Raw genomic sequence first — 24823 nt, 5'->3', positions numbered from 1 at the left:
CATCCACCAGCCTCGGTCTACTGCACCGCAACATGGAAACATGATTGCCGACCCAAAATGTTATCCCTAAACTTTTCGTGTTCGATGCTGTTCGCACTCCCACCGTCCACCAGTTCATCCAAGGCCATGACCTCTGACTCCAGACGCACGCTCTTCAAATCCCTCGCCGCCGGCGCCGCCCTACCGCTGGTGGGAAGCGCCACGCCGGCCGCCGCGGCAGCCAAGTCCGCCGCCCAAGCGTCCGACCCGCCCCAAGCACGCTGGGCGCGCGGCATCGAAGGCCAGCGCAAGGCCGATCTGGGCAACGGCAGCTTCCTGAACCCGATCATCGCGGGCGACCACCCCGACCCGACGATCCTCAAGGACGGCAAGGATTATTACATGAGCTTCTCGTCCTTCTATTCCTATCCCGGGATCGTGATCTGGCATTCGACCGACCTGGTCAACTGGGCCCCGGTGGGGCCCGCCCTCAGCAAGCCGCTGGGCACGATCTGGGCCGTGGACCTGTGCAAGCACGACGGCCGCTACTTCGTCTACATCCCGGCCGCGCCGGACGGCAGCAGCTGGTCGATCTACGCCATCTGGGCCGACGATATCAAGGGCCCGTGGAGCGATCCGGTCGACCTCAAGATCAAGGGCTGCATCGATCCCGGCCACATCGTGGGCGAGGACGGCAAGCGCTACCTGTTCGTCAACGGCATCCGCAAGATCCGCCTGCGCGACGACGGCCTGGCCACCGACGGCCAGCTCGAACCGGCCTACAGCCCGTGGCGCTACCCGGACGACTGGGTGGTCGAGAACTTCGCGCCGGAAGGCCCCAAGCTGCTGCGCCGCGGCGAGTGGTTCTACCTGGTCACCGCGGTGGGCGGCACCTCAGGCCCGCCGACCGGCCACATGGTGATCGCCGCGCGCTCGCGCTCCATCCACGGTCCGTGGGAACACTGTCCGCGCAACCCGCTCGTGCGCACCCTCGACGCCGCCGAACCCTGGTGGTCGCGCGGGCATGCCACCCTGGTCGAGGGACCGGCGGGCGACTGGTGGATGGTCTACCATGACTACGAGAACGGCTTCCGCACCCTGGGCCGCCAGACCTTGCTCGAACCGGTCGAGTGGACCGCCGACGGCTGGTTCCGCGCCAAGGGCGGCGACCTGTCGCGCCCCTTGCCGAAGCCGCGCGGCGGCAAGGCCGGGCCGCACGGCTTCGCCCTCTCGGACGATTTCAGCAAGAACCGCTTCGGCGTGCAGTGGTCCTTTCACGATCCGGCTCCGGACGAGATGGCGCGCGCCCGCTTCGAACCGGGCGCCCTGGTCATTGCCGCCAAGGGGCGCGGCCCGGCCGACAGTCCGCCCCTGACCTGCCCGGTGGGCGACCGCCGCTACGAGGCCGAGATCACCCTCGAGCTGGAAGGCGCGGCCGAAGGCGGCCTGCTCCTGTTCTACAACCACAAGGCCTTCGTCGGGGTGGGCTTCGACCAGGAATCGATCAAGACCTACTCGGCGGCTGAGGAACAGGGCTGGATGAAAGGCAAGTCGGGCACCCGGCGCCTGCGCATCCGCGTCACCAATGACGACAACGTCGTCACCTACCGCTATTCGCGCGACGACGGCGCCACCTGGCAGCTGCACGGACTGCGCATGGAAGTCTCGGGCATGCACCAGAACGTGTTTGGCGGTTTCCTGAGCCTGAAGCTGGGCGTCTACAGCGCCGGCAGCGGCGCCGTGCGGATGGGCCGATTCAGCTACCGGGCCCTCGCCGCCTGAGCGCGATTTGAAAGGTGGCCGGGTGCTCAAAAAACAACATTCTGCACTGCACAAGTAAAATGATCGCGCTCACACTCGGACCCGGCAATACACATTTGCCGTGCTTGGGCGCTCACCCGCCAAGCGCCGGTTTTCCACGTGAAATCCGGCACTTGCGGGTGGGACGAAACAGGGTTTTCCTCTCTGACGCGCAGCACCAATTGTAAACCCGCGCTCAACCCAATGAAATGACTAAAAACGTATTGACGAAAATCCTGCGAGATTTAATGGTTGCGCATAACATTTAGTGTTATATTACTTGACAGGTTGCGCCGCCGAGCTCCGGCTCTGTATGGTAGCGCTACACGAAAAGCCCCAGCAGACGGGCGCTGATAAACAACGGATGGAGACAACAACATGAGGCATTTCAATAAGACCGCTATCGCCGTGGGCGTCGCCCACGTGTGCTGGATGTCCGCCGCCTTCGCGCAGGAGGCAGTTCCGGCCAAGGACCCCGCGGTCGTCACGATCACCGGCCAGCGCGCCGCGCTGAACAGCGCCCAGCAGCTCAAGAAGAACGCCGACGAGGTCGTGGATTCGATCGTCGCCGAAGACATCGGCAAGCTGCCCGACCGCTCCGTCACCGAAGTGCTGCAGCGCGTGCCGGGCGTAACCATCGACCGCCAGATGTCGCGCGGCGACCCGGAACACTTCTCGGTCGAAGGCTCGGGCGTCTCGGTACGCGGCCTGACCTGGGTACGCTCGGAACTCAACGGCCGCGATTCCTTCTCGGCCAACGGCGGCCGCGCGCTGAACTTCGAAGACGTGCCGCCCGAGCTGATGGCCGGCGTCGACGTCTACAAGAACCCATCCGCGGAACAGATCGAAGGCGGCATTTCGGGCCTCGTCAACCTGCGCACCGCCCTGCCGTTCGACATCAAGGGCCAGCGCATCTCGGGTTCGGTCGAAGGCACCTACTCGGAACTCAAGAAGGGCAAGGTGAATCCATCCGGCTCCTTCCTTTATTCGAACCGCTGGAAGACTGGCGCCGGTGAATTCGGCGCCCTGTTCAACCTGGCCAGCTCGGAAAGCGGCACCCGCACCGACGCCTTCCAGGTCGAGCCCTACTACCCGCGCAACAACCTGGAAGCCGGCCGCACCGTCTGGGTGCCGAAGGGCGCCCAGTGGCGCACCCTGGAATTCGAGCGCGAGCGCCAGGGCCTCTACGGCGCGCTGCAGTGGAAGCTGGACAACAGCCTCAAGAGCCACGTCACCTACTTCAAGTCGAAGTACAAGATGCAGTGGGACGAGCAGGCCATCTTCTCGCAGGAGGGCACGCCCTACGACCTGCAGGTCACCAACGGCACCTACGACGCGGCGGGCGGCCTGCTGACCGGCGTGCTGACCAACCCGACCAACGGCGGCATCAACTTCGGCGACGACGTCCGCACCTCGACCCGCGATTCGGACACCACCGACCTCGCATGGAACATCGAGTGGCGCCCGAACGACCGCTGGACCTTTACCTCGGACCTCCAGTACGTCAAGGCCAAGACCAGCGGCTTCGACTCCACCGTGGCCACCGGCCTCAAGATGCCGAAGGAACAGGTCGACCTGACCGGCGACGTGCCGCGCCTGATCTTCGACGCCAGCGACCTGGCCTACCTGCGCGACCCCAAGAATTACTACTGGGCGTTCACGATGGACCACCTGGACCGCAGCAAGGCCGATTCGAAGGCCTGGAAAGGCGACGCCAAGTTCCAGTTTGACCATCCGGTCCTGCGCGACATCCGCTTCGGCGCCCGCCTGAGCAAGCGCGATGCGACCACGGTCAACTCGAACCCGAGCTACAACTGGGTGCCGGTGTCGCAGACCTGGCAGGTCGGCTGGAACATTCCCGACCTCGCTTACCTGAGCGATCCGCGCTTCCAGGCGCCGACCAGCCTGCACAGCTTTAACAACTTCTTCGGTGGCGACGTGAGCGTGCCGGCGGTGGTCTTCCCGGACAAGTCGCTGGCCCAGGGCTATCCGGCCACCTACGAGCAGCTGCACAAGTTCCACGACATCCTGTGCGCGGAACAGACGGCGATCCAGGGCTGGGGCACCTGCGACCCGTGGAAGGCGGCCGCCTTCGGCGGCGACAATCCGGCCGGCACCAACGACCAGTCCGAAAAGACCAAGGCGCTCTACTCCCAGCTGCGCTTCGAGTTCGACAACCTGCGCTTCCCGATCGACGGCAACGTCGGCGTGCGCTACGTGAAGACCGATGCGACCTCGTTCGGCTATACGGTGTTCAACCCGACCTTCAACCCGGGCGGTTCGCCGACCGGCGTGCCGGTGCCGTCGATCGCGCCCTTCGCGGGCCGCATGGACTACGAGAACTCGTATCATAACTGGCTGCCGAGCCTGAACCTGCGCATGAAGGTCAGCGAAAAGCTGCAGTTCCGCCTGGCCTTCGGCAAGGCCATGTCGCGTCCGGACTTCTCGCAGCTGCAGGCCTATACCACCCTGAGCCAGGGCGTGACCTCGACCACCGCCGACGGCGTGACCAACGTCACCAACGTCAACCACACCGGCGAGGCCAGCGGCAACCCGATGCTGCGTCCGATCACCGCGCGCAACCTCGACCTGACCGCGGAATGGTACTTCGCCCAGGCCGGCTCGCTGACCTTCGCGGTCTTCGACAAGCGCCTGAAGGACATCATCGTCAAGCAGCTGTCGACCACCACCCTGAACGACTCGGCCGGCCGTCCGGTCGACTTCACGGTGACCTCGCCGATCAACGGCGCCCGCGGCACCGCGCGCGGTGCGGAATTCGCCTACCAGCAGTACTTCGACCGCCTGCCGGGCTGGATGTCGGGCTTCGGCGTCCAGGCGAACTACACCTACGTGGACAGCAAGCGCCACCTGTACACCCCGGTGTTCTCGCCGTACTGCTCGGGCGGCAACAGCGCGGCCAACCTGAACCTGAACCTGAATGGCTGCGACGTCGACGGCCGCACCTTCGGCGATCTGCCGCTGGAGTACCTGTCGAAGAACTCGTACAACTTCGCGCTGCTGTACGACAAGGGACCGTGGTCGGCCCGCCTGGCCTACAGCTGGCGCTCGAAGAACCTGATGGGCACCAACAACAACGGCACCCAGGGTGGCGACGGTCTCGATACCAACCCGGCCAGCCCAACCTTCGGCCAGCGCAACATCGCCTGGGGCCTGCCGATCTGGGCGGACGACTACGGCCAGCTGGACGGCGGCGTCAGCTACAAGTTCAACGACAACATCCGCCTGGACTTCCAGGCCCAGAACCTGACCGACTCGAAGTATCGCCAGCTGATGACCCAGCACATCGGCGACAAGGGCCGCGCCTGGTTCGTGACCGGTCCGCGCTACAGCGTGCGCCTGGGCATGTCGTTCTAAGCCGGTGGGGGCCGCCTGCCGGCGGTCCGCACCTTCTCACCACACCCCCCCACACCGTCGCGCGCCGGCGCAGCCTGCCGCGCGCGACCCAAGAACACAGGGAGACAAGGCATGACCAGCACGTCGATCCGGCAGCGCCCGGCACTTTCTTCACCACGATCCACCGGGCCGGCCAAGGCAGTGCTTCTCGCCCTCGCTTCCACTCTCGCCGCCGGCGCCGTCGCCGCGCCGCTGGTTACCCTGGACCGCAGCGGCGCCTGGGTCGCCGTCGAAGCCTACGGCCCCAACATTCTCCACGTCACCATTGCCGCCGACAAGGCCGAAGCCCTGAAGGGCCCCGGCTACGGCATCCTGGCCAAGCACGCCGACAATAACGCCTTCCGTCACACGCCCGGGAAGGACGGCGACGTCTTCGCCTCCAAGGGCATGAGCGTGCGCATCAACCCGGCGCCGGCGCCGCGCGTGCCTAGCCAGGGCGAAAAATACTTCGCCCCCTCGCTGGCCCCGGTCGGGCTGCAGGTGAAGAACGCCAAGGGCGAGCAGATCCTCGACATGCTGGGCTGGGAGATGTCGCCCCAGACCGTCAACGGCGAAAAGACCTGGCAGGTCGGCGCATCCTTCTTCGCGCCCGCCGACGAGCACTACTACGGCATGGGCCAGAACCAGGAATCGATGTCGGCGCTGTCCCTGCGCGGCCGCATCCTGGACTGCAAGCACTGGTACGACGCCCCGGGCGGCGAGTCGGTCTGCGTGCCCTTCATGATCTCGTCCAAGGGCTACGCCATCGTCTGGGACAACCCGTCGGCCACCCGCTTCACGGCCGGGATCAACGGCCAGACCCGCTTCCAGTCGAATGTCGGCGAGCGCGTCAGCTTCTTCGTCATCACCGGCGATGGCGTGCAGGACCTGTACACCAACTATGCGCGCCTGACCGGCAAGACGCCGATTCCGCCCAAGGCCGCCTTCGGCCTGATCCAGTCCAAGGCCCGCTACGAGAGCCAGGACGAGGTGATGCGCGTGGCGAACACCTACCGCCAGAAAGGCTACCCGCTGGACATCATGGTGGTCGACTGGTTCTACTGGACCCGCATGGGCCAGCTCGACATCGACCCGGCCCAGTACCCGGACCCGGAAGGCATGAACAAGAAGCTGCACGACATGGGCATGCAGTCGATCATCTCGATCTGGCCGCGCTTCGAAACCGCCGGCCGCTACTACAACGAGCTGGACGCCAAGGGCTATATGCTGAAGGACAAGGAAGGCAAGACCCAGGACGGGCTGCCCTTCCGTTCCGACCGCACCGGCGGCCTGATCGACTCGACCAACCCGGCGGCGCGCAAGTGGTTCTTCGAAAAAGCGCGCGACAACATCCTGGGCCGCGGCTTCGACTATCCGTGGCTGGACGAGACCGAACCGGACCTGGTGCCGACCGGCCTGTTCTACTCGGTAGGCTCGGGTGACCGCTACCACAACCTGTACCCGCTGGTGCACGTCGAGGGCTTCTCCGAGCAGATGCGCGCATGGAAGCCGAACCGCCGCGCCATGGTGCTGGCGCGCGCCGCCTACCTGGGCTCGCAGCGCACCGGCGCCCTGTTCTGGTCCTCGGACATCCACTCGACCTGGGAGGCCCTCGCGCGCCAGGTGCCAACCGCACTGAATATGACCGCCTCGGGCATCGCCTACTACGGCAGCGACATCGGCGGCTGGCAGCACCTGCCGGCCAGGAGCCACGCCACCAAGGCGCCGCTGCTCGACCCGTCGGATGCGCGCAATGTGGTCGGCAACTACCACGACTATCCGGAACTGTTCACCCGCTGGTTCCAGTTCGGCACTTTCACCCCGACCCTGCGCCTGCACGGCTCGCGCAAGGAGAACGAGATCTGGTCCTTCGGCAAACAGGCGGAAGCCGTGATGGCGAAGTTCAACGCCCTGCGCTACCAGCTGATCCCCTATATGTACAGCCAGGCGAAGATGACCTACGACACCGGCGCGCCCTTCATGCGCCCGCTGTGGATGGACTTCGGCCACGACCCGAACGTGGCCAACATCGGCACCCAGTACATGTTCGGGCCAGCCTTCCTGGTGGCGCCCATTACCGAGCAGGGCCAGGTCGAGAAGGACGTCTACCTGCCGGCGGGCAGCGACTGGTATGACTTCTGGACCAACGAGAAGCATGCCGGCGGGCGCTGGATCAAGGCGCAAGCCCCGATCGACCGCCTCCCGGTGTTCGTCAAGGCGGGTTCCATCGTCCCGCTCGGCGCCCCGGTCCAGTCGACGGCGAGCAAGCAAGCCATCGCCCAGATCCTGGTCTATCCGGGCAAGGACGCCGAGTTCGCGCTCTACGACGACGACGGCCTGTCCTACGACTATGAAAAAGGCAAGAACACCGTGACCGGCCGCCTGCGCTGGAACGAGGCCGAGGGCAAGCTCTCCGCTACCGGCGGCGAGAAGGGTTTCGCCGCCGACGCCGCCAAACTCGTCAAGGTCATCGGCCGCTAAAGGCTTGCCACAGGCGCCGCCGGGCCAGCACATGGCGGCGCCAGGGATGGAATCATGCAGAACCAGACTTTTTCTTCGCTCGACACCTTCGTCTTCTTCGTCTACTTCGTGGTCGTGGCCGGCTACGGCATCTGGGTCTACCAGCGCAAGCGCAAGACCAGCGGCTCGGCCTCGCACGACTACTTCCTGGCCGAAGGCTCGCTCACCTGGTGGGCCATCGGCGCCTCGATGATCGCCTCGAACATCTCGGCCGAGCAGTTCATCGGCATGAGCGGATCCGGCTTCAAGATGGGCATGGCGATCGCCGTCTACGAACTGATGGCGGCACTGACGCTGATCCTGGTGGCGGTCTTCTTCATGCCGGTCTACCGCAAGAACGGCATCTACACCATGCCCCAGTTCCTGGAGCAGCGCTACAGCAAGCGCGTGGCCTCGATCATGGCCGTGTTCTGGCTGCTGCTCTACGTGGTGGTCAACCTGACCTCCATCCTCTACCTCGGCGCGCTGGCCATCAGCGCCATCGCGGGCCTGAACCTGTGGTTCTGCATGGTCTTCCTGGCCGTGTTCGCGGTGATCATCACCCTGGGCGGCATGAAGGTGATCGGCTTTACCGACGTGATCCAGGTGTTCTTCCTGGTGGCCGGCGGCCTGGTCACCACCTGGCTGGCCCTGGACCTGGTCGCGGCCCAGCAGGGCATGCAGGGGGTGGGCGCCGGCTTCCAGCTGCTGCTCGAGAAAGCGCCCGGCCACTTCGACATGGTGTTCGCGCGCGATAACCCGAACTACATGGACCTGCCGGGCCTGTCGATCCTGATCGGGGGCATGCTGATCGTGAACCTGAACTACTGGGGCTGCAACCAGTACATCATCCAGCGCGCGCTGGGCGCCGACCTGAAGACGGCGCGCAAGGGCATCCTGTTCGCGGCCTTCCTCAAGATGCTGATGCCGGTGATCGTGGTCCTGCCGGGCATCGCGGCCTATGTGCTGCACGAGAGCGGCGCGCTGGGCGCCACCATGGGCGTGGGCGGCGACATGAATCCGGACCGCGCCTACCCGGTGCTGCTGTCGCTGCTGCCGTCCGGGCTGAAAGGCGTGGCCTTCGCCGCGCTCACGGCCGCGGTGGTCGCCTCCCTCGCGGGCAAGGCCAACAGCATCGCCACCATCTACACCCTCGATATCCACAAGAAGGCGATCAACCACGACATCTCGGAGCAGCGCATGGTGTGGATCGGCCGCGTCACCGTGGTCGTCTCGATGCTGGCCGCCGTACTGATCGCCCCCTACATGGGCATCGACAAGAAAGGCGGCTTCCAGTACATCCAGGAGTACACCGGCTTCGTCTCGCCCGGCATCCTCGCCATGTTCCTGCTCGGCTTCTTCTGGAAACCGGCGACGGCCGGCGCGGCGATGTTCGCGACCATCGGCGGCTTCATCGGCTCGATCATCCTCAAATTCCTGCCGGATGTGATGGACTTGTCCTTCCTGGCGCCGATCGGCTTCGCCGTCCCGAACGCCGCCGGTGTCTACGAGATCCCCTTCCTCGACCGCATGGCGATCGACTTCGTCGTGGTGGTGGTCGGGATGGTCGTGATCAGCAAGCTCTTCCCCAAGCACGGCGCCGAAACCCGCCACCATATCGAGATCGACCGCGGCATGTTCAAGGTCGAGCCGGGCTTCGCCCTTGGCTCGGCCATCATCTGCCTCGGCCTGCTCGGGGTGTACAGCATTTGGTGGTAACGCTATCATCGCGTTCTACCCTCACAACAACAAACCAGGAGACCGATCCATGACCAAGCCCTTGCAGCCGACCCGCTGGGCCCTCGCCCTCGCCGCTGCATTCGCCGTCCAGTTCACCCTGCCCGCGGCGGCGCAGAACGCGCCGCAATCGCAATCGCAGGACCCGGCGCAGGCGCGCGCAGCCCAGCTGGTCGCCAAGATGACGCTCGACGAGAAAATCAGCCTGGTGTTCGGCTACTTCGGCACCGAGTTCCAGGGCAAGCAGCCGCCCAAGGAAGCCTTGGTGCAGTCTGCCGGCTACGTCAAGGGCATCGAGCGCCTCGGCATCACCGCCCAGTGGCTGACCGACGCCGGCATCGGCGTGGCTTCCCAGCCCGGCAAGAAGGTACGCGAGCGCACCAGCCTGCCGGCCGGGATCGCCACCGCCGCCACCTGGAACCCGGAGCTGGCCTTCAAGGGCGCGGCCATGATCGGCAAGGAGGCGCGCCTGTCGGGCTTCAACGTGATGCTGGGCGGTAGCGTCAATCTGGCGCGCGAGCCGCGCAACGGCCGCAACTTCGAATACACGGGCGAGGATCCGCTGCTGGCCGGTGTCATGGCCGGCGCCCAGATCGCAGGCGTGCAGTCGAATCACGTGGTTTCCACCCTCAAGCACTTCGCCTACAACGACCAGGAAACCGGCCGCAATCACGTGAACGTGAAGATCGCCGACCCGGCCGGCCGCATGTCCGACCTGCTGGCCTTCCAGGTCGCCATCGAACGCGGCAATCCGGGCTCGGTCATGTGCTCCTACAACCGCGTCAACGGCCCCTACGCCTGCGAACACGATCATCTGCTGAACAAGGTGCTGAAGGGCGACTGGGGCTTCAAGGGCTATGTCATGTCGGACTGGGGCGCGACCCACTCGACCATCCCCGCCGCCCTGAACGGCCTGGACCAGCAGTCCGGCTACCCCTTCGACAAGTCGCCCTACTTCGACGGCGCGCTGAAGGAAGCGGTGCAGAACGGCCATGTGCCGGAAAGCCGCCTCGACGACATGGTCAGGCGCATCCTGTGGGCCCTGGGTGCGCACGGCGCGCTCGATCATCCGGTCAAGGACCAATCCTCTTCGATTGACTACGCGGCCCACGGCAAGATCTCGCAGCTCGATGCCGAGGAAGGCATCGTCCTGCTCAAGAACGAGGGCGGCGTGTTGCCACTGGCAGCCGGCATCAAGCGCATCGCCATCATCGGCGGCCACGCCAACAAGGGCGTGCTGTCGGGCGGCGGTTCGGCCCAGGTCTACCCGCGCGGCGGCCTGGCGGTGCCGAACGAGGGGCCGAAGCAGTGGCCAGGGCCGATGGCCTACCTCCCGGGTTCTCCGATGCAGGCCCTGGCCAAGCGTACCAAGGCGGTCCTGAGCTGGAACGACGGCAAGGACCTCGGCGCCGCCGCCAAGGCCGCGGCCGCCGCGGACGTGGTGCTGGTCTTCGCCAACCAATGGACCTCCGAAGGCAACGACGTGCCGAACCTGTCGCTGCCGAACAAGCAGGACGCCCTGATCGAGGCGGTCGCCAAGGCCAATCGCAAGACCGTGGTGGTGCTGCAGACCGGCGGCCCGGTCACCATGCCCTGGCTGCCAAACGTGGCCGGCGTGGTCGAAGCCTGGTACCCGGGCAGCAACGGCGGCGAAGCGATCGCCCGCGTGCTGAGCGGCGAGGTGGACGCTTCCGGCCGCCTGCCCCAGACCTTCCCGGCATCCGAGGCCCAGCTGCCGAGGCCGAAGCTGGACGGGGTCGAGCTGCCCAAGGAAAGCCGCTTCGACGTCGACTACAACATCGAAGGCGCGGCGGTCGGCTACAAGTGGTTCGACCTGAAGGGCCACAAGCCACTGTTCGCCTTCGGCCACGGCCTGTCCTACACCAGTTTCGCGCATGCGGACCTGAAGGCCGAGCCGGCGGAAGGCTCGATCCGGGTCAGCTTCAGCACCGCCAACACAGGTCAGCGCGACGGCAAGGCAGTCCCGCAGGTCTATGTCGCCAAGGCCGGCTGGGAAGCCCCCAAGCGCCTCGGTGGCTGGGACAAGGTGGCGCTCAAGGCCGGCGAGCGCCGCATCAGCACGGTGCTGGTCGACCCGCGCACCCTGGCCGTCTTCGACGGCGCCAGCGGCAAGTGGAAGATCGCGGCGGGGGACTACCAGGTGATCCTGGCCACGGCGGCCGACGCCCCGGTGGCGACCGTGACCGTGCGCCTGCCGGCGCGCGAATTCGCGGCGGGCGGCCGCTGAGCGGAGAGGCCGGCATGCAGGCTTTCTATCGGAATGCGCTCGCATACGCGGCCAGCCTGCTGCTCGCCAGCCTCCTGCTGGGCTACGCTTGTCTCGAAGCCAGCCGCCAGCAAACGCCCCTGCTGCCGGCGACCGCCAGCAACCTGCCGTGGCGCGCGACGGCGGACTCGGACGCCCACCAGGGCGGCCTGTCCGCCATGCGGGTCGACGCCTCCGGCGGCGCGCTGCGCCTGCGCATGCTGGTGGCGAAGGCCGTCAGCCATCCCTTCGCCTCGGCCAACCTGGTCTTCCATGACGGTGGAGGCCAGCCAGTCCACCTGGACCTGTCGCGCTACCGCAAGCTGAGCCTGCGCGTACGCTGCGATCCCGCCAATACCCTGGGCCTCGCCATCCCCACCTTCGATCCCGACGTCTCGCAGCGCCACCAGCTGTTGACCTATCGCTCGCCGACAGGTTTCTTCTCTTGCAGCGGTCAATGGGCCGACGTGCAACTCGACCTTACCCGCCTCGAGACACCGCAGTGGTGGTTCGATATGTTCAAGCAGGACCTCGCGCGCAACAGCTATACCCTGGACCAGGTTCCGGAACTGTCCATTTCGACCACCTTCCAGAGCCCGACGGGCATCGAATCGACGGTCGAGATCGAGGAACTGACGCTGGAGGCCCGCGACGGCCGTTACATGATCTTCCTTGGCGCGGCACTGGTCCTGGCCTGGGCCGGCTACGGCTGGTGGGCCCTGCGCCGCTATGCGAAAGTGCTGGCCGAGGAGCTGCGCGATCGCCTGCGGCAGGACCTGCCGCTGGTCGCCTACCAGCAGCTGTCGGTACAGCCGCACCGCGACCGCGAGAAGGCGGCCGTGCTGCGCCTGATCGCCACCCGCTACGCCAGCCCGGATCTCGATCTGGATACCCTCGCGGCCGAGGCGGGCGTCAACCGCAACAAGGTGAACGAGATCCTGAAGGCGGAACTGGGCTTCACCTTCAGCGGCTACCTCAACAAGCTGCGCCTGACCGAGGCCGCGCGCCTGCTATCCGAGAACGGCGCGGCGACAGTGGCGGAGATCGCCTATTTGGTCGGCTACAGCAATGTCTCCTACTTCAACAAGCTGTTCAAGGAGGAGTACGGCCGTACGCCGAAGTCCTTCAGGGGCGCGCTCGAGGAGACGGCATGACTAGCAAATCCGCCACGATTGCTTGCACTTTCCGCACTCCGGCGGTTTCCAGCGCGCCGGGACGGGCGCCGTCCCCTATCCTGCAAACCCGACCATCGTTTTCACGGATTCGACCAATGCAACTCAAGACCCTACTCCCCACCCTGGCGGCAGCCCTCATGACCCTGCCGGCGGCCCAGGCCCAGGACCGGACCATCGCCATCGATGCGCGCGCCGTCCAGGGTCCGCTCAACCAGATGCACAAGCTGGTGATCGGCGCCGGCCGCGCCAACGAAGGCTTGCGCGCCGACTGGCAGCAGCAGCTGGCCGAGATCAAGCGCGACGCCGGCTTCCAGTACATCCGCATGCACGGCCTGCTCACCGACGACATGGGCGTCTACAAGGTCGACGCCCAGGGCAAGGAACAGTACAACTTCCAGTACATCGACGCCCTCTACGACTACCTGCTCGGCATCGGGGTGAAGCCCTTCGTCGAGCTGGGCTTCATGCCGGCGGCGATGGCCAGCGGCGACAAGACCATCTTCTGGTGGAAGGGCAACGTGACGCCGCCGCGGAGCTACGAGAAGTGGGAGACCCTGATCAGGAAGCTGACCGAACACTGGACCGAACGCTATGGCGCCGAGGAGGTCGCGAGCTGGTACTTCGAGGTCTGGAACGAGCCGAACCTGGACGGTTTCTGGGCCGGGACCCAGGACGAGTACTTCAAGCTCTACGCCCACGCCGCGCGTGCGATCAAGAGCGTGAACCCGCGCTACCGGGTCGGCGGGCCGGCGACCGCCGGCGCGGCCTGGATTCCCGAGTTGATCGCCTACGCCGGGAAGAACCAGACGCCGCTGGACTTCGTCTCGACCCATTCGTATGGCGTGAACCAGGGCTTCCTGGACGAATTCGGCACCACCGGCACCGTACTGTCGACGGACGAATGGGCGGTCAGCAACGACGTGCTCAAGAACCGCAAGGAGATCGCGGCCTCCGGCATGCCGAAGCTCGAACTGCACTACACGGAATGGAGTTCGTCCTATACGCCGTCCGATCCGAGCCACGACAGCTACCACCAGGCCGCCTACATCCTGAACAAGCTGAAGCAGATCGGGCCGGCGGCGCAGTCGATGTCCTACTGGGTCTTCACCGACATCTTCGAGGAAGCCGGTCCGCGCTTCGAGGCCTTTCATGGCGGCTTCGGGCTGATGAACACCCAGGGCATCAAGAAGCCGGCCTATTTCGCCTACCAGTTCCTGAACCAGCTGGGCGCGCGCGAGCTGAAAAACGCCGACCAGAAGTCCTTCGCCACCGTCGACGACAAGGGCAACCTGGGTCTGCTGGTGTGGGACTACACGCATACCCTGCCCGAGAAGGTCAACAACCAGCAGTATTTCATCAAGGACCTGCCGGCGCGCGCCAAGGGCAAGTTCAAGGTCAGCGTCAAGGGCATGCAGCCGGGCGCGTACTCGCTCAGCATCGCGCAGGTGGGCTACAGGCAGAACGACGCCTTCACCGCCTACATCGGCATGGGTTCGCCCAAGCAGCTGACCCGCCAGCAGGTGGCGGCGCTGAAGGCCACCGCCACCGGCAAGCCTTCGCAGCAGCGCCAGGTGCGGGTCGGCAGCGACGGCAGCTTCAGCACCGAGCTGCCGATGCGCGAAAACGATGTCTACCTGCTCAAGCTGAGCAAGGCGAAATGATTTGAAGTTTGGGGTCGTCCTTACAGCCCGCGCTTGCGCGGGCTTTTTTTCGGACCTGCCCGCCTCGCCGCGCGGACGGCCCCGCCGTCCACCCGGCGATCACCATCCCATCTTGCGGCGAATGAAGGCGGTGAGGAGCTTGGCATTGGCTTCGTGGTGATGCACGCGCGGATGCGCCCCGTAGCCGGCAAACGGGAAGAACAAGGTGTCGATCCGCTTGTCGCCATCCTGCTGCATCCCGCGCACGGCCGCGCTGACATAGCCGGGCCAGGGGGAGCCGGCCTTGGTGGCGTCCATGCTGCCAAGCGCGCACACGATATAGGCTTTCGGATACAGTGCACGCAGTCGCTGGATGAAGCCCCTGTAGGCCGCGATGCGCTGGGCCCCATCCGGTTCCGGCTGCAGCTTGTGGTCGCGCCCGATCAGCCAGCTGTCGTTCTGCATCAGGTTGATCACCACCACATCCGGCGTCCACTTGCCGAAGTCCCACTTCGAGTCGTTATTGCCGACCGCGTTCGCCTGGTCGTAGAAGTCCGGCATCGTGAACGGGAACCAGGAGATCATCACGCCGATGCCGCTCTGCGAAATGAAGTGCCCTTCGGCGCCCAGCTGGCGCGCGCTCAGGGCGGCGTAGGAGCGGAAGCTGTTCTTGTCCTTGCCCAGGTGGTCGACGCCGTCGTCGGGTGCTTCGTTGCCCATGCCCGAGGTGATCGAATCGCCATAGAACTCGATGCGGCGCGCGGGTCGCGGCGGCGGCGGCAGCAGCCCGGCCTTATCGTCCAGTTCCAGCCCTTGGAAGACGGTCGCGCCCTCCTCGCCCTCGGTGCGCTTGGTGATCAGGAAGCGGTGCTTGCCCGGCTTAAGGCCATTCGCCACCAGGTAGGTCTTGCTCCCCTTGTCCGCCTGGATGATGGTGGGACGCGCCAGATCGCCATCGAGGAAGACGTTATAGAAGTTCTTGCCGTGCTGGTCGTCCAGCTTGACGGCGAGCGAGGTGCCGGTGAACTGGCCGGCGATCGCGGTGTTCGGGAAGCTCAGCACCGGCGCGCCTGACGTGGAGGCATCGATCCGGCCGGTGTACTGCAGGTGTGGGTGGCCGGGTGGGATCGTGGTCGCGGCCAGGAGCGGCGCGGCGCAGAACAGGCTCGCTACGGCCAGTAGCAGTGAAGAAGAAATGGGTTTCATGCGATAGGCGAAAAAAAAGCCGGGCGCGGTGAGGCGCCCGGCGAAGGAGAGTCAGAGCTTGATGGTGACCGGCTTGCCGTCGTAGGCCACCGACTTGTCCGAGGCATCCATGTCCGCCGCGGTCGACACGCCCGGCTTGACCACGCGCACCTTGAACTCGCGTTTGAGCGGCATGCCCTTGTACTGGCCGCTGCGCTGGCCGATGGTGACCAGGCCGGACTTGTCGTCGTAGCTGATCGGAATGCGGCTGGCTTCGCCACGGGCATAGGCATTGCTGACGCCATCATCCTCGTACAGGGTGGCGCTGCCGTTGGCGCCGGCATACACATGCACGATGATCGGCGCATCCGGCTTCTCGTCCACGTACTGGGTCACCGGGCCGGTGGTCACGACCGAGCCGGCCTTGACGAACAGCGGCATCTGGTCGCGCGGCGCGGCCACCTTGATGGTGGCGCCGCCCTTGTGGCGCTGGCCGGTGTAGAAGTCGTACCATTCAGCGCCCGAGGGCAGGTAGACCTGGCGCTCGCGCGCCTTGTACACGCTAACCGGCGCCACCAGGAAGGATGGGCCGAACATGTACTGGTCCTTGACGTTCTTGGCCTTCTCGTCGTGCGGGAAGTCCATCACCAGCCCGCGCATCATGGTGCCCGAGTTGTAGTGGGTATCGGCCGCCATCGTGTAGATGTAAGGCATGAGGCGGTAGCGCAGCTTCAGGAACCAGACCATGTTGTCGCGCATGGCGTCGTCGCCGGCCGAGATATTGTAGATCTCGCGCTTGACCACTTCGCCGTGGGAGCGGAACAGCGGCGAGAAGGCGCCGAACTGGAACCAGCGGTGGTTCAGTTCCTGCCATTCCTTCAGGTCCTCAGGGTTGGCGGCGGCCGCGCTGGTGGTGCGGTTTTCCTGGGCCGAACCGACGTCGCCGGTCTGGAAACGGGTCTCCTGGGCGTAGCCGCCGATGTCATGGGTCCAGTTCGGGACACCCGACATCGACATGTTCACGCCGGACGCGATCTGGTCGTACAGATTGTTCCAGCGGCCCACGGTGTCGCCGCTCCACACGGCCACCGAATTGCGCTGGATACCGGCGAAGCCCGAACGCGACAGGATGAACTGGCGGGTATCCGGCTGGTCCTGGCGCAGGTGGTCGACCATGCCGCCCGAGTGCACCAGGCTGTAGGGATTGAAGGTGACCTCGCCCGGGCCGTAGACGGTCGGTCCGATGAGTTGTTTAAAGTCTTCCGGGCGGCTGTTCGACAGGACGTCCGGCTCGGTGTTGTCCATCCACCAGGCGTCGATGCCCAGGTCGACCAGCTTGGACTTCATCTGGCGATAGTAGATGTCGCGCGCTTCCTTGGTATAGGGATCGTAATGGCTGTTCAGGTAGCCCGGGCCGACCCAGTCCTTGGCGCCGTTCTCGACGTTCTTGGTCCACATATGGCCCTTGGACGCCAGCTCCTTGTAGTTGTCGGTGTTGGCGTAGAACTTGCCCCAGATGGAGAACATGATGCGCACGTTCTGCTTGTGCACGGTGTCGATCATGCCTTTCGGGTCCGGGAAGCGCGCCTTGTCGAAGTCGTGCGAGCCCCAGCCGTTCTCCGGCCAGTAGAACCAGTCCTGCACGATGTTATCGAGCGGCCAGCCGCGCTTGCGGTACTCGGCCACGGTGTCGAGCAGCTGCTGCTGGGTTTCGTAGCGCTGGCGCGACTGCCAGAAGCCGTAAGACCATTTCGGCATCATCGGCTGCTGGCCGGTCAGGTGGCGGTAGCCCGCGATCACCTTGTCCATGTTGTCGGCGCTGATCACGTAGTAGTTGATCGCCTCGGCGATTTCGGACGACATGGTCAGCGAATGGCGCTCGGCCTGGGGCAGCGGATTGTTGTGCGTGATGGCGATCATGCCGCCCGAGGGCTTCCAGTCGACCTTGATCTTGACCGGCTTGTTCCTGGCGAACTTCACCTCGAAGTTGTGGTACCACGGGTTCCAGCCCTGGCGCCACACGTCCATGACCTGCTTGCCGTCCACCGTCAGGGTGGCGTAGTCCGACGAGTACAGCTGCATCTTGTGCACGCCCGGCTTGTCGCTGCTCATCGTGCCTTCCCAGACCACGCGCACGTTCTTGCGGTCCTTATTGAGGCCACTGAGCGGCGGGAGCTCCTTCGGCCAGTTCTCGTCCAGGTCCTTCAGGTACTGGTAGGCGATGTCCTTTTCCTGGCGCGTCAGCGCCAGTTTGCCGTCGATGTAGTAGCGCGCCGTCAGGCCGCCCGGCTTGCCGTCCACGCCCGCCAGCTGGAGGTCGCGCGACATCCAGGCGTAAGGCGTCGGGTCGCCGAAGCGCGAGATCGCGTTGTTATCCCACAGCAGGCCGTAGTTCTTGTCCGAGACCACGAAGGGCACCGAGGCGATCATGTTGTGCTGGGCCAGCAGCACGTCCTCGCCGTTGTAGTTCATCTGGTTGTTCTGGTGCTGGCCGAGGCCGTAGAAGGCGTCGCGGGTGCCGTGGTTGAAGCCCTGCTTGATCGCCAGGAAAGGCTTGCCGCCCACGGTGACGGGCTTCATGTCCTCGGACGCCTGGTTCAGGAAGCGCTTGCCGGCAGCATCGAAGAACTGCACCTGGCCGTCCTTGAGCGAGACCGTGGCAGAGATCTTGTTCGCTTTCAGCTGCACGGCATCGGCGCCGAGCTTGTTGACGGTGAAGCTGCACTCGCAAGGCTTGGCCACCGTCATCAGGGACGGCGTCAGCGCCTTGCCCGCCTCAGCGAGCTTGAGCACCTGGACGATATTGTCGCTCATCAGATTCAAGCGCACCAGCTTGGCGCTGCCTGCATCCGGCTGGACCTCGATGCCGTTGGCGGTTTGCTGGAAGCTGCCCGCGAGGGCCTGGTTGCCTGCGGCGAGGAACAGCACAGCGGCCGCGACCTGGGTCATACGCATTGTCGATCTCCTGTTATTCATTGAATTTTCGTTCTTATTGCTCGTAGGTGCCGAGCCTGACCTTGAGCACGGTCGGCTGGGCCGGCAGGTTGACGCCGTAGTCGGTCTGGTCGCCGTTCCAGTTGCGCTCCATGATCCATTTGCCGCTGGTGTCGAAGCGCCCTTCTTCCACCCGCGCCCACATCGAGGGCTTGCCCTGGTTGGCGCCCGCGCCCGAGATCTTCACGCGCACCTGCTGGCCCACCAGGACGAATTCGTTGTCGCCGATCTGCGCGATGGCCAGGCCGCCGCTGGGCGACTCCGTGCCCGACTGGTATTCGTCCTTGTCTCTCAAGTACTGGCGCTCGCCGAACTGGAACTCGCGGAAGGAGACGGTGGCCTTCCAGCCTTTCATCTCCACCGTCTGGGCCGCACGGTCGTCGCCCTCCGCCACGCCATAGGTGCGGCCCTCGAGCGCCCACTGGGCCCACTGGCGCTGCATCGGGGCGAACACGCCGAAGACCTTGCCGAAGGGCTCCACCATGCGGCGGTCGGTGAACTTCGAGCCCAGCGGGTAATTGCTGTAGTTGGCGTAGTCGATGCCGAAAGGCGCGATGCCGATGGCGCCCATGCCCAGGGCCTGGTAGACGTAGCGCGCATAACCGGCGGCATTGCCCATCTCGGGCACCATCAGCGGGTTGTCCGGACGCTGGAACTGCTTGAGGATGGCCGTGACCTTGTTCGACTCCGGCATGTAGATGTCCGGGCCGGCGAAGTCGATATGGGGCGCCGCAGCCTTGTAGATATCCAGCACATCGTAAGTGGGGCCGCCGCTGGCGAAATTGCTGTTCCAGGGAGCCGCGGGTTGCGGGAACGGATCGCGCAGCGCGTTGTTGACGAACATGGGCAGATCGTACACGGCGCGTCCGGCCTTGGCGATCTCCTCGATGTAGGAGGCGATCGCCCAGGAGTGGAAGTACTGGTCGGCATAGTCGCCGTAGACCTGGCGCCAGTTGCCCTGGGCCGCACCCGGCACCGGGGCCTTCTGGCGCGCCAGCACGGCGGCGGGCACGGGCTGCTCGAAGGCCGCCTGCGCCTTGGGGCCGTAGTCGCGCGCGACGCCATAGGTGCCGACCTCGTTCTCCACCTGCACCATCAGCACCGTGCGCTGCTTCGCGTCGATCTTCCTGATGTGCTCCATCATGGCCACGAAGGCCTTGCGGTCGGCCGCCAGGGTCGCCTCGCCGAAGGGCGTATGCGAGTAGCTGGTCTTGCCATCCTTGTCGATCATGCGCGGAAAGCGCTTGTTGTCGAACTTGACCCATTCCGGCAGATAGCCCGGGCCGGTGTTCTTCCAGGTGCCGAACCAGATGATCACGATGCGCATCTTGTTCTCGCGCGCCTGCTTGACCAGAGTGTCGATGAAGCTGAAGTCGAACTTGCCTTCCTGCGGCTCGATCTGCTCCCAGGCCACCGGCATCTCGAGGGTGTTGGCCTGGGCATCCTTCAGCGCCGCCCAGACCTTGGGCAGCGCGCCCGGGTAGTTGCTGGAATTGTGGGCCTGGCCCGCGAGCATCAGGAAGGGCTGGCCGTCCACCAGCAGGGCGTGGCGGCCATCCTTGGCGACGATGCGCGGCAGGTCGCCGCTTGCGGCGGTAGCCATGCCGCTGGCCGCCAGTGCAAATATCAGCAGCGTGAGGCGGCGGGAAATCCTGTTCAAGGTCATGCAATCATCTCCTTCGGGTTGTTATTGTCCGGCGCCGAACTGGGCCGCGCGCAGGGCGGCCGATTGTCCGGGCTGCAGGTTCAGGTCGATCGTGCGGGCGCCATGGCGCAGCGTCACCGGGCCCGTTCCCGCCACCGAGCGGACCTTCGCGCTGTGCAGCCGGCCGCCCTTCCAGGCCATGTCGATCTCGTAGCCGCCGCGTGCGCGCAGGCCGCGTACGGAACCGTCCGGCCAGGCCTTCGGCAGCGCCGGCAGCAGGTGGATCTCGCCGGTCTGCGACTGCAGCAGCATCTCCGCGATCGACGCCGTGGCGCCGAAATTGCCGTCGATCTGGAACGGGGGATGGGCATCGAGCAGGTTGGCGTAGGTACCGCCGGCGTTGTTGTGTTCCGACCCCGGCCCGGCCTGTTCAAGGGCGCGCGCCCCCGGCGTCGACAGCAGGCCGCGCAGCATGCGGTAGGCGCGGTCGCCGTCCTGCAGGCGGGCCCAGAAGGCCATCTTCCAGGCCATCGACCAGCCGGTGCCGGCGTCGCCGCGCGCCTCCAGGGAGCGGCGCGCCGCCTTGGCCAGTTCGGGCGTCCTGACGGGGCTGATCTGGCGGCCCGGGTAGAGGGCGAACAGGTGCGAGACGTGGCGGTGGGTATCCTTCGGCGTATCCAGCACCGGATCCTTCTTCTCCTCCAGCCACTCGAGCAGCTGGCCCCAACTGCCGACCTTGGGGCCGGCCAGCCGGTCGCGCAGCGCCGCCAGGCGCGCACGCAGTTCGGGATCCACGCCCAGGATGCCGGCGGCTTCCACCGTATTGTTGAACAGGTCCCAGACGATCTGCTGGTCGTAGGCGACGCCGTCCTCGATGGGGCCGTGCTCCGGCGACCAGCCTTGCGGGGCCACCAGGCGCCCGTCCGGCAGCTCCTTCAGATAGTCCTGCCAGAAGGCGCTGACCTCCTTCATCATCGGATAGGCCACCTCGCGCAGGAAGCGGGCGTCGCCGGTGAAGGCGTAGTGCTCCCAGAAGTGCTGGGCATACCAGGCATTGCCGGTCTTGTTCCACAGGTAGCCCATGGCGCCAAAGGGATTCGATTCCGTGCGCAGGGTCCAGCCGCGCACCGGCTTGCCGTCGGCGGTCTTGAATTCCAGGGCCGTGTCGCGCCGCCAGACGGGCGCGACGCCGTTCACGAAGCGGAAGAAGGGCTCGGCCAGCTCGCTCAGGTTCGTCACCTCGGCCGGCCAGTAGTTCATCTGGATGTTGATGTTGGTGTGGTAGTCCGCATTCCAGGGCGGAGTAAGGCTGTTGTTCCACAGGCCCTGCAGGTTGGCCGGGAGCGAACCGCGCGAGCTCGAGGCCAGCAGGTAGCGGCCATACTGGAAGTATTGGGCTTCCAGCTCCGGGTCGCCACCATGCTGCGTGTAGGCCAGGATCCGGGCGTCGGTCGGCAGCGCGCGCCGCGCCGCGGGCGTGTCGCCCAGGTCGATGGCGACCCGGCCCACGAGGCCGCGGAAGTCGCGTTCGTGTTCGGCCCGCAGCTCGGCGGCCGGGCGCGCCGCGGCGGCCGTCACCTGCCGGGTCACCTTGTCCAGCGGATGCGCGCCGTTGAAGCCGCGCGCCGCCTCCAGCGCATAGCTGGTGCCGGCGCCCAGGATGAGCGTCACCGAATCGCAATCCGTGAAGCGGATGCGCTTGCCGTCGACGGCGATTCGGCCGCCCTCGTGGAGCACCTGCACCTGGCTGGCGTAGGCCATCCTGTTCGTGCTGGGCGCCGAACCGGGTTGCGCATAGCCGGCCAGGCTGCCGTTGGCGTACAGTCTGCTGCCCACCGCCGACAGCTGGGCGCCGTGGCGGTCGCTCAGCTCGACCACGCCGGTGTACTGGCCCTTGCGGTCGGCGCTCAGGCGCAGGACGATGACCTGGGCCGGGTAGCTGGTCCAGGCCTCGCGCTGGAACCGCACGCCATTGCGCTGGTAGCTGACGCTGTGCACGCCGCGCTCCAGGTCGAGCGCACGCCGGTACCCGCTGGCCCCAAGTTCGTGCCCAGGCAGGTCCACCACCAGGTCGCCGAAAGGCTGGAAGGCGCCCATGGTCTTGTCGTCGCCGGTCCACAGGGTGATATCGTTGAACTGCAGGTGTTCCCGCGCCGGCTGGCCGAAGACCATGGCGCCGATGCGGCCGTTGCCGATCGGGAGGGCTTCGCGCTCCCAACCCTGGTCGTTGTCCTGGGCCGGGCGGTCGTAGCGCAGCACCATCTCCGGCGCGGCCCAGGCGGCGCCCGCCGTCATCGCCACCGCCAGTACCACTGCGCGCAGGCCGGTCGTCGTCATGCGTTCTCCCATTTCACTTCGCTCCCGGACGGCCGTAAACGATGCCGCGGCCCGCGGTGCTCATGTAGACATAGCCGAAGCGGTTCATGTCGCCCACGATGAAGTGGCCGTCGCCGGGGCCGCCGTACTGGTGGCGCTCGTCGTTGATCCGATCCCAGCCCTTGCCGCCGTCGAGGGAGCGGTAGATGCCGCGCACACCCTTGCGCGCGCCCCAGATGTAGATCGTTAAGTAGCTTGCGCCGGGCGCGGCCTTGCCGAAGCCAACCGCGCCGCAGTAGTCGATGCCTTCCAGCGCCGTGAAGCTGGTCCCGCCGTCGAGCGAGCGCACCAGGCCGCCCGCCTTCAATGCCACCCACAGGTCGCCCTCGCGGCCCGGCGCGGCCCGCACCAGGCGCGAGCCGCCGGCCGGCAGGCTGGCGCGCGGCGCGAAGCTGGCGCCGCCGTCCGTACTGGCGAGGAAGGCGCCGTCGTCGTAGGCGTAGAAAACCCCGGGGCGCACGGGATCGGCGACCGGCAGCGTGCTCGGCTTGGACAGGCCCTTGACTGCAGTCCAGCTGGCGCCCATGTCGACCGAGCGGTAGGTGACCGCCGAGCGCTCCGGGTTGTGCAGGATCGTGGCGCCGTCCGCCGACAGGGCCGCCTGCCCCTTGATGCCCATGAGCGCCCGCGTCTGGGTCCAGTGGGCGCCGCCGTCGCGGGTAAGCATCATGTGCTTGCCGACGCGGACCATCACCGAAGGCTTGGCGGCCGCGGCGTCCAGGCCGGTGGTGGTGCCGATCTGCGGCTCGTGGATCCGGCCATGGCGCGACGGGTCCTCGTGCAGGTAGCCGTCGATATCGCCGATGGCCGAGACCAGGGGGCCGCCGGGAATGCTGAGGAAGCCGAGCGGCACGGTCTCTTCCATGCCCTTGACGGTGAACACCCAGTTGGCGGGGCTGGCCTGGATGTCCGGGGTGCGGAACACGCCGTTGCCCGAGGTGATCCAGACGGCGCGCGGGTCCTGCGGATCGAATTCCACCGAGCCGGTCCAATGAATGCCGTGACCCTTGAGCCAGGGCACGCCCGCGGCGTCGCGCCTAAATCCGCGCGCGATCACATCGATCCAGTTGTCGCCCCCGTCCTCGCTGACGTAGACGCGGTCGCCCTTGGCGTCGCCCTGCGGCAGGAAGGTGTTGATGGTCGAGACCACGATGCGGCGCGGATTGCGCGGATCGATGCTGATTCCGGCGAAAGGATGCGTGACGTCTTGCGGCGTGACATTGGTCCAGGCGCCGCCCGCGATGTTGTAGCGCCACACCTGGCCACGGCGCATCGGTTCAGTCCCGGTCCGGTCAGGGTGGGGACCGGCGCCGTCGGCATAGGTTAGATACAAGTTGCCGGCGCCATCGAGCACGGCGCGCTGGGGCATCAAGTCTCGCGGCGCCCCGGCCACAGGAGCGAAGTTCACGCCGCCGTCGTCGCTGCGATAGAGATTCGGCGCGACCCTGCCGAAGCGGGACACGGCCACGAACAGCCGGCGCGCGCGCCCGTTCGCCACGCTGGCCGGGTCGGGCACGACCACGTTGATGCCGACATCGTTGGGCGTCGTCGTCACCGGCAGGCTCTCGAGCCGGGTCCAGCGTTCGCCGGCATCGCTGCTGAAGAACAGGCCGTCGCGGCGCGAACCGAGGTAGAGCATGTCCCCGTTGCCCGGATCGACCGCCAGGCGCTCGCCGTTCTGCCGGCCCATGCCATTGCCGTGGGTCTTGAACTGGCTGCTGACGTCGATCGTGGTGAAGCTTTTGCCGTAGTCTAGGGAGCGCAGGATCGCGGTGCGACCGCCATTCAGGTAGCTGATCCCGGCCAGCAGATAGATGCGGCCGGCATGGCGCGGGTCGATCGCCAGCGCATCGATCCCGAGGAAGCCCGTCTGGTCTTCGGCCACCCAGTCCATCAGCGGCCACCAGCGCTGTTCCTTCGCGTCCCAGCGGTAGGCCCCACCCACGTCGGTACGGGCATAAGCGACGCCCGGTTCGCTGCGGCTCGGCAGCACGGCGGTCACGAAGCCGCCGCCGCCGATGGCCACGCTGTCCCACACGTAGTCGACCCGCACCGGCGCCTCATTTTCAGGACTGGCGCCGGTCAGCATGGTCAGCGCGATGGCGAGTCCGCCCGCCTGCTTCAGGAACTTCAT

12 protein-coding genes are annotated in these 24823 nt (G+C 66.2%); 7 read left to right on the top strand and 5 right to left on the bottom strand.

Annotated elements, in window-relative coordinates; translation table 11 throughout:
* Positions 1–126 precede the first annotated feature (126 nt).
* From KBW98_RS00560 to KBW98_RS00530, 7 genes are all read left to right on the top strand, one after another.
* Positions 127–1761, top strand: a complete 1635-nt coding sequence (locus tag KBW98_RS00560) for a family 43 glycosylhydrolase (protein WP_211518125.1) — start codon at positions 127–129, stop codon at positions 1759–1761.
* Between the two features lie 396 nt (positions 1762–2157).
* Positions 2158–5154, top strand: coding sequence for a TonB-dependent receptor (locus KBW98_RS00555; protein WP_211518124.1), 2997 nt, complete (start codon positions 2158–2160; stop codon positions 5152–5154).
* A 111-nt stretch (positions 5155–5265) separates the two neighbouring features.
* Positions 5266–7653, top strand: coding sequence for a TIM-barrel domain-containing protein (locus KBW98_RS00550; protein ID WP_211518123.1), 2388 nt, complete (start codon positions 5266–5268; stop codon positions 7651–7653).
* Between the two features lie 54 nt (positions 7654–7707).
* Positions 7708–9390: a sodium/solute symporter gene (locus tag KBW98_RS00545; RefSeq protein WP_211518122.1), complete on the top strand. Its 1683-nt coding sequence runs from the start codon at positions 7708–7710 to the stop codon at positions 9388–9390.
* A 49-nt stretch (positions 9391–9439) separates the two neighbouring features.
* Positions 9440–11656 carry a glycoside hydrolase family 3 protein gene (locus tag KBW98_RS00540; protein WP_211518121.1) on the top strand — a complete coding sequence of 739 codons (2217 nt, stop codon included), beginning with the start codon at positions 9440–9442 and terminating at the stop codon, positions 11654–11656.
* A gap of 14 nt (positions 11657–11670) precedes the next feature.
* Entirely contained in the window at positions 11671–12828 is a 1158-nt protein-coding gene (locus tag KBW98_RS00535) for an AraC family transcriptional regulator (protein WP_211518120.1), read from the top strand.
* A gap of 116 nt (positions 12829–12944) precedes the next feature.
* The gene (locus KBW98_RS00530) at positions 12945–14510 is read left to right on the top strand and encodes a glycoside hydrolase (RefSeq protein WP_211518119.1); all 1566 of its coding nucleotides are present in this window, start codon (positions 12945–12947) and stop codon (positions 14508–14510) included.
* Positions 14511–14609: 99 nt separating this feature from the next.
* Here the strand turns inward: KBW98_RS00530 and KBW98_RS00525 are convergent, their stop codons facing one another.
* The 5 genes from KBW98_RS00525 to KBW98_RS00505 are packed head-to-tail and all read right to left on the bottom strand — an operon-like array spanning position 14610 to position 24823.
* Positions 14610–15695: a GDSL-type esterase/lipase family protein gene (locus tag KBW98_RS00525; RefSeq protein WP_211518118.1), complete on the bottom strand. Its 1086-nt coding sequence runs from the start codon at positions 15693–15695 to the stop codon at positions 14610–14612.
* Between the two features lie 51 nt (positions 15696–15746).
* Entirely contained in the window at positions 15747–18629 is a 2883-nt protein-coding gene (locus KBW98_RS00520; protein WP_211518117.1) for a TIM-barrel domain-containing protein, read from the bottom strand.
* A gap of 34 nt (positions 18630–18663) precedes the next feature.
* Positions 18664–20334: a DUF5597 domain-containing protein gene (locus tag KBW98_RS00515; protein ID WP_211518116.1), complete on the bottom strand. Its 1671-nt coding sequence runs from the start codon at positions 20332–20334 to the stop codon at positions 18664–18666.
* 21 nt (positions 20335–20355) lie between these two features.
* On the bottom strand, positions 20356–22650 hold the full coding sequence (locus KBW98_RS00510) for a glycoside hydrolase N-terminal domain-containing protein (protein ID WP_211518115.1): 2295 nt from the start codon (positions 22648–22650) through the stop codon (positions 20356–20358).
* A gap of 13 nt (positions 22651–22663) precedes the next feature.
* Positions 22664–24823 carry an exo-alpha-sialidase gene (locus KBW98_RS00505; protein ID WP_211518114.1) on the bottom strand — a complete coding sequence of 720 codons (2160 nt, stop codon included), beginning with the start codon at positions 24821–24823 and terminating at the stop codon, positions 22664–22666.

Origin of the sequence: Massilia sp. ST3, from assembly GCF_018119405.1 — a bacterium.
In the GTDB taxonomy this organism is placed as follows: domain Bacteria; phylum Pseudomonadota; class Gammaproteobacteria; order Burkholderiales; family Burkholderiaceae_D; genus Telluria.
This window is presented reverse-complemented; position numbering and strand designations above follow the sequence as displayed.